Source organism: Paracoccus versutus (assembly GCF_000763885.1).
Classification (GTDB): domain Bacteria; phylum Pseudomonadota; class Alphaproteobacteria; order Rhodobacterales; family Rhodobacteraceae; genus Paracoccus; species Paracoccus versutus.
Window position 1 is genome coordinate 15033 of sequence record NZ_JRKO01000034.1, and the last position, 13077, is coordinate 28109.

Sequence of the window (13077 nt, forward strand, 5' to 3'; positions counted from 1 at the left end):
GCCGGCGGGCCGCACATCGCGCCCGACGGCACTTCAAGGCCCCGATCCGATGGACCGGGGCCTTTTTTTATGCGCAAGGGTGGGACGGCCAGCCGTCAGCCAGCGATGCAGGCCGAGCGGCGCGCGGCCATCATTTGCTTGATGTCGAAATATTCCTCGGCCGCGAATTCGCGCGACAGCCGGAACTTCTGGATCTTGGTGGTGGACATCGGCCATTCGGTCACGAAGCGCACATAGCGCGGCACCTTGTAGCTGGCGATGCGGCCCAGGCAGTAATCCACCACCTCCGCCGCCGTCAGCCGCGCGCCGGGCCGCAGCTCGACATAGGCCGCCGCGACCTCGAACAGATGGGCGTCGGGCACGGCGATGACCTGGGCCAGCTCGATGTCCGGGTGGGTGCAGAGATAGCTTTCGATCTCCAGCGCGGCGACGTTCTCGCCGCCGATCTTCAGCATGTCCTTGAGCCGGCCGTCATAGGTGACGATCCCCCCGGCATCGACATAGCCAAGATCGCCGGTGCAAAGCCAACCGTCCGCGCGCAGCACCTGCGCCGTCGCCGCCTCGTCCTTGAGATAGCCGCTGAACCGGCAAAAGCCGCGCAGCCGCAATTCGCCGCGGGTGTCGGGCGGCAGGCGCCGGTCGGTCTCGGGGTCGAAGGCGGCGATCTCGAGCCCGTCGAAGGCCTTGCCGGAATGGGTGAAGGGATCGTCCGCCTGATCCCAGGGATCGGACCAGACCGGAACGCCGCTGCCCTCGGTCAGCCCGTAGGCATTGACGAAGCGCACCCCCGGCAGGCTGTCGGCATAGCGCCGCAACAGGTCCGCCGGCCCCACGCAATGCAACAGCCGGACCGAGGACAGGTCGGCCTCGGCAAAGCCCGGATCGTTCAGGATGCCGCCGACGATGGTAGGGAAGGACACATAGGCGAATGTCGCCCGCTCGTCCTGCATCTGGCGCAGCGCCTCGTGCGGCTTGAAATGGCCGGTGCAGATCTGCATCGCGCCCGCGGCCCGGCAGGCGGCCATCGGCAGCATCGAGGACATGTGGAAGAACGGCATCGGGTTGTAGACCACGTCCTCGGGGCCCAGCCGGAAGCGCCGGGCAAAGGACATGCCGATCTGCGACAGGTTGCGGTGGCTCAGGATGCAGGCCTTGGGATGCGCCGTCGTGCCCGAGGAATAGATGATCAGCGCATCGCTATGCGACGGGATCTCGTCGCGCAGCCGCCGGGCCTGGTCCAGATGCGCGGGCGTCGCGGCAGACAGGAAGGCGGCCTCGTCTGGCCAGGCCGTCTCGTCGGGGTCGCCGAAGTTGAACAGGCGGCGCAGATGCGGCGCGGCCGCAAGCGACAGCGGCGCCTTGCCGTCCCAGCCCTGCAATTCGGGATAGATCCGCACCAGCATGGCGCGGAAGTCCATGAAGGACTTGGCCTGGCCGCCGATGAACAGGAAACCGGCCTCGGCATGGTCCAGCGCATAGACCAGGTCCGCCTCCTTGAAGCGGGCGTTCAGCGTGATGGCGCAGGCCCCGATCATGCCCGCCGCGTAAAGCAGCTTGACGTATTCCACCGAGTTCGGCCCCAGGATGCCGATACGCGTGCCCGGCCCCGCCCCCTGCGCCAGAAGCGCCGCGGCATAGCGTTCGGCCTCGGCCAGCATCTGCGCATAGCTCAGCCGCTCGCCGTCCAGCAGCAGCAGCGGCCGGTCGGGCCAGCGGCTTGCGGATTGCGCCAGCACCCGCGCATTGGTGTGCTGCCCCGCGGCTTCGACTTCGGCCGGGGGCGTCAGGGTGTTTTCGCTTTGCGACATGGTCTTTCCTTAAACTTGGGCCGGCGCGCCCGCCGCCCATTCGCGCGCGGCAGGGCTCAGCAGCCAGTCGAGGGCGTTTCTCAGCAGCTTGCGGAAGGCTGGATTCGCGAAGGTCGCGCCGTCGTTGCCGCATTGCAACGTGACCGTGGGCGACCGGCCGGAAACCTTGGCCCAGCCGATCAGGTCGGTGCCCCGCGGCGGCGTCCAGCCGTCCGAGGCCCACATCCGCGCCGCAAGCGCATTCCTGGCGGAATGGAACCGCGCGGGGTCGAAATCGGCCTTGGCGCGCAAAAGCGGCACCACCTCTTCCAGCAGCTCGAAAAGGTAAAGCTCGTCGGTCAGCTCGAAACCGTCCTCGAGCCCCTGCGTCACGGGATGCGCGCCCACCGGCTCGGCCCGGTAGGTGACGGGGAACAGATAGCCGGAATCGGGATGCGCCCGGCCCTTGTAGCGGCCCGGCTGATAGAAGAACCGCGCGCCGATCGCCTCGGCATATTCGTCCCACAGCGGCCAGCCCGCGATGGCATGGTGCAGAAACAGCAGCGGCTTGCCGCTGGCCAGCAGCGCGCGGAACCCGGCCTTGAAGCCCTCGTCCGGCTCGATCAGGTCGGGCGGGTTCGGGGTGCGGAACTGGATGCCCGGCACGTCGTAGAACAGGATCAGGTCATGGTCCTGCCCGCCGCCGCAGGCGATCAACTGCGCGGCGGCGGGCTGTTCCACATGCGTCCAGATGATGCCCTTGAGCGAATCGAAAAGCGCGCAAAAGGCCGCCCGATCATAGGGATGCCCCTTGGTCACGACCAAAAGCCTCACCTTGGCATCGTAGCGGATCAGCATGGGCGCGGCCGTCAGAACTGGACGCGCTTGGTGAAGCCGCCGTCCACGACCAGGTTGACGCCGTTGATCCAGCTTGCCGCGTCCGAGGCCAGGAAGGCGATGGCGCGGGCCACCTCTTCCGCCTCGCCCATGCGGCCGTCGGGCTGCTGGGCCAGGATCGAACGGAAGAACGCCTCGTCCTGCTGGCGCACCTGGTCCCACGAGCCGCCCTCGATCATGATCGGGCCGGGCGAGACCGTGTTCACCCGCAGCCCGCGCTTGGCATGGGCCTGGGACAGCTGCTTGCCATAGGTGATCAGCGCGGCCTTGAGCGCGTTATAGGCCATCGGGCCGATGAAGGTCTCGACCGCGGCCGTGGTCGAGATGAAGACGACATTGCCCGAGCCCTGCGCCTTGAAGGTCGGAAACAGCGCATCAAAGCCGCGCACGCAGCCCATCAGGTCGATCTCGAAGGCCTTGTACCAGCTTTTCTCGCCATCCATGCCGCCGCCGGCCGAAACGCCGGGCACGAAGATGTCGACGCCGCCCAGCTCCTCGGCGGCCTGTTGCAGCCATGCCTTGTAGCCCTCGGCATCCTTGACGTTGGCGGTCCCGCCGATGATCCGCGTGCCATAGGGCTTCAGCGCCTCGACGGTGGCATCGACCTCGTCCTGCTTGCGGGCGCAAAAGGCGACATCGGCGCCTTCCTGCGCCAGGATTTCGACCAGACTGCGGCAGATGCCGCGCGTCGCCCCCGTGACGATGGCTCGTTTGCCCTTCAGTCCCAGATCCATGCATTCCTCCTTGGTTTCGCGCGCGCCGCGGGCATACGCGCCAATGGGGCAGGCCGGTGCGATTCCGGCCGGCCGCCGCAGATCGAGCCAAAACTGCACCGGATCGGAAGGAATTGCAATATACAATTACTGCATTCTTTGTATAACGAACCGCAGAATCGCCTGAAACAGAGGAAGCCATGCAGGATTATGATGTCATCGTCGTGGGCGCCGGACCGGGCGGCTATGTCGCGGCGATCCGCGCAGCGCAGCTGGGCCTGAAAACCGCCATCGTGGAGCGCGAGCATCTGGGCGGCATCTGCTCGAACTGGGGCTGCATCCCGACCAAGGCGCTGCTGAAATCGGCCGAGGCGCTGGAAACCGCCCGCCGCGCGGCGGATTACGGCGTCCGGGTCGAGGGGCTGATCACCGCCGATCTGGCGGCGATGGTCGAACGCTCGCGCGGGGTCGCGGGCCGCATGGCCGGGGGCGTCGCCATGCTGATGCGCAAGAACCGCATCGCCGTGATCTGGGGCAAGGCGCGGCTGGACGGGCCGGGCGCCGTGACGGTCGAGCCCGCCCAGCTGCATCCCCGCAACGCAGCGGCCAAACCGCCCAAGGGTGCGCTGGGGGCCGGCCGCTATACCGCGCGGCATGTCATCCTGGCCACGGGCGCGCGCCCGCGCGTGCTGCCGGGGCTGGAGCCCGACGGCCGGCGCGTCTGGACCTATTTCGAGGCGCTCGCCGCGCCCGAACTGCCCGGCCATCTGCTGGTGGTCGGCTCGGGCGCCATCGGCATCGAGTTCGCATCCTTCTTTGCCGCGCTTGGCGCGCAGGTGACGGTGGTCGAGGCGGCGGGGCGCATCCTGCCGGCCGAGGATGCCGAGATCGCGGATTTCGCCCGCCAGCAATTCGCCCGGCGCGGCATCGCCTTTCATACCGGCTGCACGGTGACGCAGCTTGACCGGGGCGCAGAAGGCGTGACCGCCACGCTCCGGGACGGCAAGGGCGAGACGCGCAGCATCGAGGCCAGCCATGTCATGGTCGCCGCGGGGGTCGAGCCCAACAGCGAGGACCTGGGCCTGGCCGAGGCCGGCGTGGCGCTGGAGCGCGGCTTCGTGCGCACCGACGCCCTGGGCCGCAGCAATGTTGCGGGCATCCATGTCATCGGCGACCTGGCCGGCGGGCCGATGCTGGCACACAAGGCCGAGCACGAGGCGGTGATCTGCGTCGAGGCCATCGCCGGCCAGAACCCCCATGCGCTGAACCGCGACCGCATTCCCGGCTGCACCTATTGCGACCCGCAGATCGCCTCGGTCGGGCTGACCGAGGAACGGGCGCGGGCCGAGGGCCGGGACATCGCGGTCGGCAAGTTCCCCTTTCTCGCCAATGGCAAGGCCATCGCGCTTGGCGCCGAGCAGGGGCTGGTCAAGGTCATCCACGACCGCAGGACCGGCGAGCTTCTGGGCGCGCATATGGTCGGGGCCGAAGTGACCGAGATGATCCAGGGCTTCGTCCTGGCCATGGAGCTTGAGACGACGGATCGCGAACTGGCCGAGGCGGTCTTTCCGCACCCGACCCTTTCCGAGACGATGAAAGAGGCGGTTCTCGCCGCCATGGGCCGGGCGATCAACATCTGACCGGCCGCCGCCGGCCGGGGCGCGGATCGTCCCGGCCCCGGCGGCTTCGTCAGGCGCCGCCGGGCACCTCGAGCCCCGCCTGCCGGGCGATGTCGCGCGCGGCGATCCAGCCGAAGGTCACGGCCGGGCCGATGGTCGCACCCGCACCGGGATAAGAGCCGCCGAACACGTTGGACTGGTCGTTGCCCGCCGCGTAAAGCCCGGCGATGGGTCGGCCGCCCTGCCCGATTACCCGCGAATGTTCGTCGGTCTTCAGGCCCTTGTAGGTGCCGATCTCGCCCGGATAGATGCGCACCGCGTAATAGGGGCCCTTGTCCAGCGGCCCCAGCGCCGGGTTGGGGCGATGGTTCTCGTCGCCCTGATAGCGGTCATAGGCGGATTCGCCCCGGTGGAACTCGGGGTCGCGCCCCTCGGCGGCATGGCGCGAGAAATCGCGGATGGTCCGGGCCAGCGCCTCGGGGTCGATGCCCAGCTTGCGCGCCAGCGCCTCGGGCGTGGCGGCGCGCGTCAGGTAGCCGTTGCGCAGGTAACGCCCCTTGGGGATCGGGAAGGGACGGACGAAGCCCATGCCCCAGCGCCGGATCGCCCGGTCGTCGCCGATCAGGAAGGCGCGGTCGGCGCCGCGGCTTTCGAAGGCGTCCAGCATGGCGGGCACCAGGTCGTGATAGGGCGCGCTTTCATTGGCAAAGCGCCGGCCGTCCGGCAGCACCATGATGAAGCCCGGCTTGTTGCGGTCGGTCAGGTGCGGCCAGACGCCGTTCTGGTCCACCGCCCCCGGCAGGCGCGAGGTCGGCAGCCAGGCGGCGGGCTGCAGCAGCTCGGCATTGAACTGCGCGCCGACCTCCTCGGCCATGCGGATGCCGTCGCCGACATTGGTGACGGGGGCGGGCGTCACCGGCTCCATCGTCCGGGCATGGCCGGGATATTGCCGGGCGCGGCGGTCCTTGTCGCGCGGAAAGCCCCCCGCCCCCAGCACGACGGCATGGCGCGCCAGCACCCGCACCGGCTTGCCGTCGCGCAGGATCTCGGCCCCGACGACGCGGTCGCCCTCGCGGATCAGCCGCTCTGCCGGGGCGTTCAGCCAGAACGGCACGCCCAGGTCATGCGCCGTCCGCGCCAGCCGCGCGATCAGCGCCCGGCCGCGCACGATGCGCTGCGACGATCCTTTCACCGCCAGGTCCATGAAATGCCGCGCCATGCGGCGGATCACATAGGCCATGGCCCTGGGCGAACGTCCCGCCGCCAGGAACTGCTTCATCTCCAGCGTCGAGCCGATGGCCAGCCCCAGGAACAGCGTCTGCGGCAGCTCGCCCTTGAGCGTCTTCATCAGCTCGCCCATCTTGGCCGCGTCGTAATCCATCGTCCCGACCGAGCGGATGCGCGAGCCGCCCTGGGCCTCGGGGTGATAGTCGGGAAACTCCATCGGATAGAATTTCACCTCGGTATGGTCTTCCAGATACTCGACCATGCGCGGGGCATGTTCCAGATAGGCCTCGATCCGGGCCTCGTCATAGCAATTGCCGGTTTCGTGCCGCAGATAGGTCCGCACCAGGTCACCGTCGTCCTCAACCCCCAGCCGGGCGCCCAGCGCCTTGGCATGGCGGCTGCCCGGCACCCACAGCACGCCGCCCGAGGTCGCGGTGGTGCCGCCGAACTGCCCGGCCTTTTCGGTGACAAGCACCTTGAGCCCGGCCTTGGCGCAGGTCACTGCCGAGGTCAGCGCCCCCGCCCCCGAGCCGATGACCAGGACGTCGCAGGTTTCTGTCTGGGTCATCCTTGCCTCCTTCATGGATTGTCCGCCCGCTGCACGCGCCTCGCGCAACGGCCAAGGGAAAGAAAACCGGCGGGTTCAGATCTGCGCGAAGGCGTCGCGGCAGACGATCACGCGGCCCTCGGAATCGAGATAGCCCATGTCTCCGGTCTTGAAGAAACCGCTGCGGTCCAGCACCTTGCGGCTGGCGCGCAGGTCGTCGTGATAGCGCAGCATCAGCGGCGCGCCGCGAATCCAGATCTCGCCGATCTCGTAAAGCAGCATGTCCATCGAGGTGCGGGGATCGACGATCATCACCTCGACCCCGCGCAGGGGCCGGCCGGCGGTGGCATGCGCGGTATGCGGCGGGTCGCGCGGGTCCGAGCAGATGGCGATCCCCGCCAGCTCGGCGCGCTGGTAGCTGTTGAAGATGCGGCTGTGCGGCAAGGCGCGCTGCCAGCCGCGGACCAGCCTTGCATCGCCGCTGAGCAGGACCATGCCCGGCTGCATCTGCACCGCGGGCGGGGCTTGCGGCGGCACCGGCGCCGCGTCCGCCAGGATCAGGTGGCTTGCGGGCGCCGAAAAGGCCGGCAGGTCGCAAAGCGCCGCGCCCGCCAGCAGTGCGGCCAGCTCGGCGGTCAGCCGGACGGCGTGGTTCAGGGGCAAGGGCACCGCCAGCCGCGACCCCGGCCCCATGCCATAGCGCGCGGCCAGGCCCCGCGCGGCGCAAAGCAGCGCCCGGTGGCTCAGCACCACGCCGCGCGCCGTGTCCTGCTGGCCCTCGCCGTAAAGGACGACGGCGGGATGGTCGGGCAGGACGCGCCCGGCGCGTTCGGCCAGTTGCCCAAGGTCGGGCGCATCGCCCTGGGCCAGCAGCTCGTCGCAGGCGAGATGGCGCACTGCCGCAAGGCTCGTGCCGCGGCCCGCGCCTTGCGAATGATGCACCAGCAACCGCAGGCCCGAGCCCTGGAGCGCCATGGTCAGCCGGGCTTGCGGCAGGCTGGGCTCCAGCGGCACCACCACGCCGCCCAGCCACCAGATCGCCGCGCAAAGCGCCGTGCGGTCGGCCGAGGGCGGCATCGAGACGCCGACCCGCTGGCCGCGGCGAAGCTCGGCCGACAGCAGCCCGGCGGCCAGGCGCAGGATGCGGTCGCGCATCGCCGCATGGCTGGTCGCGCCCTGTTGCGCGACATGCGCGGGCAGGTCGCCCCAGGATGCACCCGCCAGGGCGGCGCCGATCACCGGGTCGCCCAACCGAAAGCCCGTGCCTATCGCCCTGTCCACGCCCATGCCCCGCCTGCCGTCATACCACGTTGAAATGCTCGGGCACGCCGGCGGGCCAGACCGTGCCCCACATCTGCATGCCGCCGTCGATGGTCAGCACCTCGCCGGTGATGAAATTGCCCGCATCCGAGGACAGGTAGGCCACGCCTTCCGCGATGTCCCAGCCGTTGCCCATGCGCCGCTGCGGGTTGACGTTGCGAAAGCGCGCGGTGGCGTGCTCGGGATATTTCGACAGCCCTTCCGAGGCGATGGCGCCCGGCGCGATGCAGTTCACCCGGATGTTCAGCGGCGCCCATTCCGTCGCCACCGTCCGGCTGAGATAGATCACCCCCGCCCGCGCCGCGCAGGTATGCGCGGCCTGCGGCATGCCGCGCCCGACATGGGCCACGATCGAGATGACGTTGCCGGCCTCGTCCCGGTCGTGCCAGCGTTGGGCGGCGCCCTGCATCATCCACCACGTCCCGTTCAGGTTCAGGTCGATGACCGAGTTCCAGCCCTTGCGCGAAAAGTCGATGGCGTCCTGCGGGAACTGGCCGCCGGCATTGTTCACCAGCGTGTCGAGCCCGCCCCAGTCGCCGAAGACCCGGTCCAGCAGCGCATCGACCTGGTCGGGGTCGCGGATCGACATCGGCATGTAGTCGACATGCTGGCCGGTCAGGCGCCCGACCGCCTCTTGCGCATCGGCCAGCACCTCCTCGCGCCGGCCGGCGATCATGACCTTCGCGCCCAGCCGGGCCAGCAGGAAGGTCATCGCCCGGCCCATGCCGGTGCCGCCGCCGGTGATCAGGAAGCGCTTGCCCGCGAAAAGATCGGGGGCGTAGATCGTCGGCCGGCTTGCCAGTTCCTCATCGGTCAGGAACCATTGAAACCCGTGCGGGCCTGCCGCCGAGGGCTGTGCCATTTCGTTCATATCCGTGTCCCATTGGCGAAATTTGCGTCCCGGCCCTGGTTGAAGGCCGCGATCCCCTCGCGGCTGTCGGCCGAGTTCATCAGCGCGGGGCCGTGCCGGTGGCCCCAGTCGATCGCGGCTTGCAGCGTCTCGTCCCGCGCCACCTCGTAAAGCTGCTTGGCAAGGCGCAGGCAGTGCCAGGAATTGGCCAGCACCTCCTCGGCCAGGGCGACGGCCTCGTCCAGCACCCGGTCGCCCGGCACGACGCGATTGACCAGCCCCAGCGCGGCGAAAGCCTGCGCCGGGTAATGGGCGCCCGAAAAGATCACCTCGAAGGCCTTCTGCCGCGGCAGGATCTGCGCCAGCCGCTGCACGCCGCCGGCAAAGGCGACCATGCCGCGGCGGATCTCGGGCAGGCCGAAGACCGCGTGGTCCGCCGCGACGACCAGGTCGCAGGCCAGCGCCGCCTCGCAGCCGCCGGCGACGGCCGCGCCGTTGACGGCCGCGATCAGCGGCTTGGGGCAGCGCCGCTCGGTCACGCCCAGAAAGCCCGCGCCCGGCACCAGCCCGGTGCCCGAGCCCATGCGGCCGGCCTCCTTCAGGTCCATGCCGGCGCAGAAGGCGCGCTCGCCGGTGCCGGTCAGGACGATGGCGCCGACGCTTTCGTCGGCCTCGGCATGGCACAGCGCCTCGTGGACGCCGTAGGAGGTGGCGCGGTCGGCCGCGTTGCGCAGTTCGGGCCGGTCGATGCGAATGATCGCCACCGCGCCGCGCCGTTCATAGCGAACGGTCGGAGGAAGGACGGGCAGGTCCGGCATGGCTCAGGCCCGCTCGGTTTCCGAGGGTACCTCGGCCGGTTTCCAGTGGCTGTCCCAATAAGGCTGCAACAACGGCTTGATGCGCAGCGCCGGGGGCACGCGGTCGGCACCGATGCGGCGGTCGAGTTCCTCGTGCCAGTGATAGATCCGCCGTTCCTGGTAGTTCAGCGGAAAGTCCCGCAGTCCGCTGGACATGGCGGCGATCTGGATCTTGTCGGCGAATTGCAGGTCTTCTTCCAGGATCGCGGCGAAATTGCGGATGCGCATGTCCCAGACCTCGGGGCGCGGCCCCTCGCCCCAATGCGGCGCGAACCAGTACACGTCGATCGACATGGTGTCGATGGTTTCGGGCCAGAAGGCCAGGACCGGGATCCCCCAGGGCGAAACCGGCGTGACCAGGTTCGGATAGCCCATCAGCGACAGGTTGGTGTCGCCGAACCAGGGATCGACGCCGTCGATCTCGGGCAGGCCGCGCACGCCGGGGTCTTTCCAGCCCTCGCGCTTGAAGGGCGTGACCATGCGGGAATGCCCGTGTTCGTATAGCGTGATGGCCGAGCCGCGGTGGTCCAGGAAACGGTCCACGGTGTTCTGGTGGATCGACTTGAGGTGATAGACCTCGAGGAAGGCGTCGATCAGGATCTTGACGTTGCATTTCACCTGGATCGTGGACTTGTCGATCAGCGCCAGCGTGTCGGGCTTCATCTCGTCCAGCGCCTGCGCCACCGGGCCCAGATAGTCGCGCAGGGCCATGGCGTCGGAATCGAGGTTCACGAAATACAGGTTGCCGATATTCTCGCAGCGCACCTCGACCAGCGAACGGCAGCTGAGATCCAGCCCGACGAAATCGCGCCGGTCGCGCAGGTTGATCAGCTCGCCGCGCGTGTTGTAGGTCCAGCCGTGATACTTGCAGGACACGCCGCGGGACTTGCCGGACGGCTCGGTCACGACGGGCGCACCGCGATGGCGGCAGGTGTTGTAAAAGCAGCGGACCTTCCGGTCCTCGCCACGGATGAAGAACAGCGGCTCGCCCAGGCGCGACCACTGGATGTAGGAGCCGACCTCGGGCAATTCGTCGGCATGGACGGCATAGAGCCAGGTCTTGCGCCAAAGATGCTCCATCTCCAGCGCGAAGAAGGCGGGATCGGTATAGCGCAGGCCCGGCAGGTCGGGGAATTGCGGGAACCCCTCGGGCGGACCCCCGCGCGCGCTTTCGTAAGCCTGCTGATCCAAGATACGCTGCTTTTCTTGCGGATTCATCGCCATTCCTCCCCAGAAGACGCTGATGCGATCAGGCCATGGGGCGGAAAGCATCCGACCCGGCCGATTAGTATGTATTTTTATAGATCATTACTGCATACGCAAGAACAAAATTTGTGGATTGAAATCGGCAGGGAGATCAGCTGGCCCGGACGCGCTCCTCGTTCATGGCGATGTAATCGGCCAGGATGTCGCCCTGGACCTTGGTATGCTTGCGGAATTGTTCGGCCGCCCGCTCGACGTCCTGGGCCAGGATCGCCTCCAGAATCGCGCGGTGATCCTCCAGGTTCGACTGCGACTGGCCCGGATAGCCCAGCTGGAAGCGGCGATAGGGCACCAGCTTGCTGCCGAGCTTGTTGGTCATGTCGATCAGTTCCTTGTTATGCGTGCCGTCGATCACCAGCAGGTGGAACTTGCGGCTCAGCGCATAATAGTTGTCCTGGTCGCCGGCGGCGAAGGCGCGCTCGGACTGTTCATGCACCTCCTTCAGCGTTGCGCGCTCTTCCGGGGTCATCCGCCGGGCCGAGTATTTGGCGCAGATGGATTCCAGTTCGGACATCACCTCGAACTGCCGGATCAGGTCGGTGACATCGGTCATGGTGACGACTGCGCCCTGCCGGGGCCGCTTTTCCACGATGCCGGACTCGATCAGTTGCAGGATGGCCTCGCGCACGGGGGTGCGGGAAACCTCGAAGCGGCGGGCAAGCTCCTCTTCGTCCAGCGAGCTTCCCGGCGCGATGGCGCCCGAGAAGATGTCCTGTTCGAGCGCAAGCCGAACCTTCTCCGAATGCGTCATTCCGGCAGATCGTGCCATTTTTCTTCTCCTTCTCTGCCCATGAGCTTGACCCGGTCGAAACAGGCTTCCCATATACGCCAGGTGGCAGCAGATTGTATGCTTACACTTCACGCCCAGCGTATTCCAAGCCCGAGTCGCTCTGCAATACTGTTGCCGATGGCAAGGTGGCCACACCGGCTGGAAGCAGCCCGTTTTCGCGTCCGGGCGGGCCTTCAGGATGAAAATCTCGCATTGGCAAGAATTGTATATTGAAATGCGGTAAAAAATACACAATGATGCCGCCACGGAGGGGGAGGATCAATGCCGGACAGCTTCGATCCCGTGGGAACCAAGGCCAGGTCGCGCCAGGGCGCCATCGTCCAGATGGGCTATGTCGTGCCCGACCTGGAGTGCGCGCTGGCACATTGGACGCAGACGCTGGGCGTGGGCCCGTTCCTCGTCACCCCGCGAATCGACTATGCCGAGCTGCATTATCGCGGCCGGCCGATCCAGGTCGAGAACGCGGTGGCGCTGGCTTCCTGGGGCGGCATGCAGATCGAGATCATCCAGCAGACCGGCGGCGACGATTCGATGTTCACCGATTTCATCGCGCGGCGCGGCGGCGGCCTGCATCACGTCTGCCTGCTGTCCAGGGATCTGGACGCCGACCTTGCCGCCTGGCAGGCCGAGGGCATCGAGGTGCTGATGGGCGGGCGCACCGCGGCCGGCATTCCCTTTGCCTATCTGGACAGCGACCCGCTGGACCAGGGCCGGGTGATCGAGATCGTGCAGCCCTCTGCCGGGCTCGTGAAATTCTTTGCCCGGCTGGAGTCGCTGGCGGCCGATTGGGACGGCTCGCAGCCCATCCGCCATCTCTAGCCCCAGATCGACAGACAAGGACGCCAGATGCCACGAATCACAGCCACGGACCGCGACGGAAGCGTGAAGGAGTTCGACGCAGCACCCGGAACCAGCCTGATGGAGGCCCTGCGCGACGTGGCCGGCCTTGACGTCGCCGCGATCTGCGGCGGTTCCTGCTCTTGCGCGACCTGCCACATCTATGTCGCGCCCGGCTGGCTCGACCGCCTGCCGGAACAACAGCCCGACGAACGGGAACTGCTTGAATTCATGGAAACCTATCGCGACACATCGCGGCTGAGCTGCCAGATCCCCGTGACCGACGACCTTGCCGGGCTCGAGGTGACGCTGGCACCCGAGGAATAGCCGCAATCGTCGCAGCAATGAGGGGCCCGGCGCGAACGGGCCG

General features: G+C 68.0%; 12 protein-coding genes. 3 read left to right on the top strand and 9 right to left on the bottom strand.

Annotation, left to right across the window (positions count from 1 at the left end; translation table 11 throughout):
* Window positions 1-95: 95 nt before the first annotated feature.
* Genes IT40_RS15765 through IT40_RS15775 form a run of 3 tightly spaced genes read right to left on the bottom strand, consistent with a single transcriptional unit; the run spans window position 96 to window position 3418 of the window.
* Entirely contained in the window at window positions 96-1808 is a 1713-nt protein-coding gene (locus IT40_RS15765; protein WP_036757194.1) for a class I adenylate-forming enzyme family protein, read from the bottom strand.
* A 9-nt stretch (window positions 1809-1817) separates the two neighbouring features.
* Entirely contained in the window at window positions 1818-2645 is an 828-nt protein-coding gene (locus IT40_RS15770; protein WP_036757197.1) for a ThuA domain-containing protein, read from the bottom strand.
* Window positions 2646-2656: 11 nt separating this feature from the next.
* A complete protein-coding gene (locus IT40_RS15775; RefSeq protein WP_028710211.1) occupies window positions 2657-3418 on the bottom strand; it encodes an SDR family NAD(P)-dependent oxidoreductase in 762 nt (253 codons plus the stop codon).
* Window positions 3419-3597: 179 nt separating this feature from the next.
* Here IT40_RS15775 and lpdA point away from each other — a divergent pair, with 179 nt between their 5' ends.
* Window positions 3598-5037, top strand: a complete 1440-nt coding sequence (lpdA, locus tag IT40_RS15780) for a dihydrolipoyl dehydrogenase (protein ID WP_036757200.1) — start codon at window positions 3598-3600, stop codon at window positions 5035-5037.
* A 49-nt stretch (window positions 5038-5086) separates the two neighbouring features.
* On the opposite strand, the gene IT40_RS15785 is transcribed toward lpdA, so the two are convergent.
* The 6 genes from IT40_RS15785 to IT40_RS15810 form a co-directional block, all read right to left on the bottom strand.
* Window positions 5087-6811 (bottom strand): FAD-dependent oxidoreductase, encoded by a 1725-nt coding sequence (locus IT40_RS15785; protein ID WP_036757284.1) that lies wholly within the window; start codon window positions 6809-6811, stop codon window positions 5087-5089.
* Between the two features lie 75 nt (window positions 6812-6886).
* Window positions 6887-8071 (bottom strand): AMP-binding protein, encoded by a 1185-nt coding sequence (locus IT40_RS15790; RefSeq protein WP_166436124.1) that lies wholly within the window; start codon window positions 8069-8071, stop codon window positions 6887-6889.
* A gap of 19 nt (window positions 8072-8090) precedes the next feature.
* A complete protein-coding gene (locus IT40_RS15795) occupies window positions 8091-8972 on the bottom strand; it encodes an SDR family oxidoreductase (protein WP_208021378.1) in 882 nt (293 codons plus the stop codon).
* 5 nt (window positions 8973-8977) lie between these two features.
* A complete protein-coding gene (locus IT40_RS15800) occupies window positions 8978-9778 on the bottom strand; it encodes an enoyl-CoA hydratase/isomerase family protein (protein ID WP_028710206.1) in 801 nt (266 codons plus the stop codon).
* Window positions 9779-9781: 3 nt separating this feature from the next.
* Window positions 9782-11008 carry an aromatic ring-hydroxylating oxygenase subunit alpha gene (locus IT40_RS15805; protein WP_243700247.1) on the bottom strand — a complete coding sequence of 409 codons (1227 nt, stop codon included), beginning with the start codon at window positions 11006-11008 and terminating at the stop codon, window positions 9782-9784.
* Between the two features lie 166 nt (window positions 11009-11174).
* On the bottom strand, window positions 11175-11849 hold the full coding sequence (locus IT40_RS15810) for a GntR family transcriptional regulator (RefSeq protein WP_028710204.1): 675 nt from the start codon (window positions 11847-11849) through the stop codon (window positions 11175-11177).
* A 282-nt stretch (window positions 11850-12131) separates the two neighbouring features.
* On the opposite strand from IT40_RS15810, the gene IT40_RS15815 reads away from it, so the two are divergent.
* Window positions 12132-12689, top strand: coding sequence for a VOC family protein (locus IT40_RS15815; RefSeq protein ID WP_052096016.1), 558 nt, complete (start codon window positions 12132-12134; stop codon window positions 12687-12689).
* Between the two features lie 27 nt (window positions 12690-12716).
* Entirely contained in the window at window positions 12717-13034 is a 318-nt protein-coding gene (locus IT40_RS15820; protein WP_036757215.1) for a 2Fe-2S iron-sulfur cluster-binding protein, read from the top strand.
* The last annotated feature ends 43 nt before the right edge of the window (window positions 13035-13077 follow it).

Excerpts from the sequence above, each read along its gene's own strand:
- IT40_RS15800 (WP_028710206.1), bottom strand. The coding sequence starts at position 9,778 with ATGCCGGACCTGCCCGTCCTTCCTCCGACCGTTCGCTATGAACGGCGC.
- IT40_RS15795 (WP_208021378.1), bottom strand. The coding sequence starts at position 8,972 with ATGGCACAGCCCTCGGCGGCAGGCCCGCACGGGTTTCAATGGTTCCTG.
- IT40_RS15770 (WP_036757197.1), bottom strand. The coding sequence starts at position 2,645 with ATGCTGATCCGCTACGATGCCAAGGTGAGGCTTTTGGTCGTGACCAAG.
- IT40_RS15775 (WP_028710211.1), bottom strand. The coding sequence starts at position 3,418 with ATGGATCTGGGACTGAAGGGCAAACGAGCCATCGTCACGGGGGCGACG.
- IT40_RS15785 (WP_036757284.1), bottom strand. The coding sequence starts at position 6,811 with ATGACCCAGACAGAAACCTGCGACGTCCTGGTCATCGGCTCGGGGGCG.
- IT40_RS15820 (WP_036757215.1), top strand. The coding sequence starts at position 12,717 with ATGCCACGAATCACAGCCACGGACCGCGACGGAAGCGTGAAGGAGTTC.
- lpdA (WP_036757200.1), top strand. The coding sequence starts at position 3,598 with ATGCAGGATTATGATGTCATCGTCGTGGGCGCCGGACCGGGCGGCTAT.
- IT40_RS15815 (WP_052096016.1), top strand. The coding sequence starts at position 12,132 with ATGCCGGACAGCTTCGATCCCGTGGGAACCAAGGCCAGGTCGCGCCAG.
- IT40_RS15765 (WP_036757194.1), bottom strand. The coding sequence starts at position 1,808 with ATGTCGCAAAGCGAAAACACCCTGACGCCCCCGGCCGAAGTCGAAGCC.
- IT40_RS15810 (WP_028710204.1), bottom strand. The coding sequence starts at position 11,849 with ATGGCACGATCTGCCGGAATGACGCATTCGGAGAAGGTTCGGCTTGCG.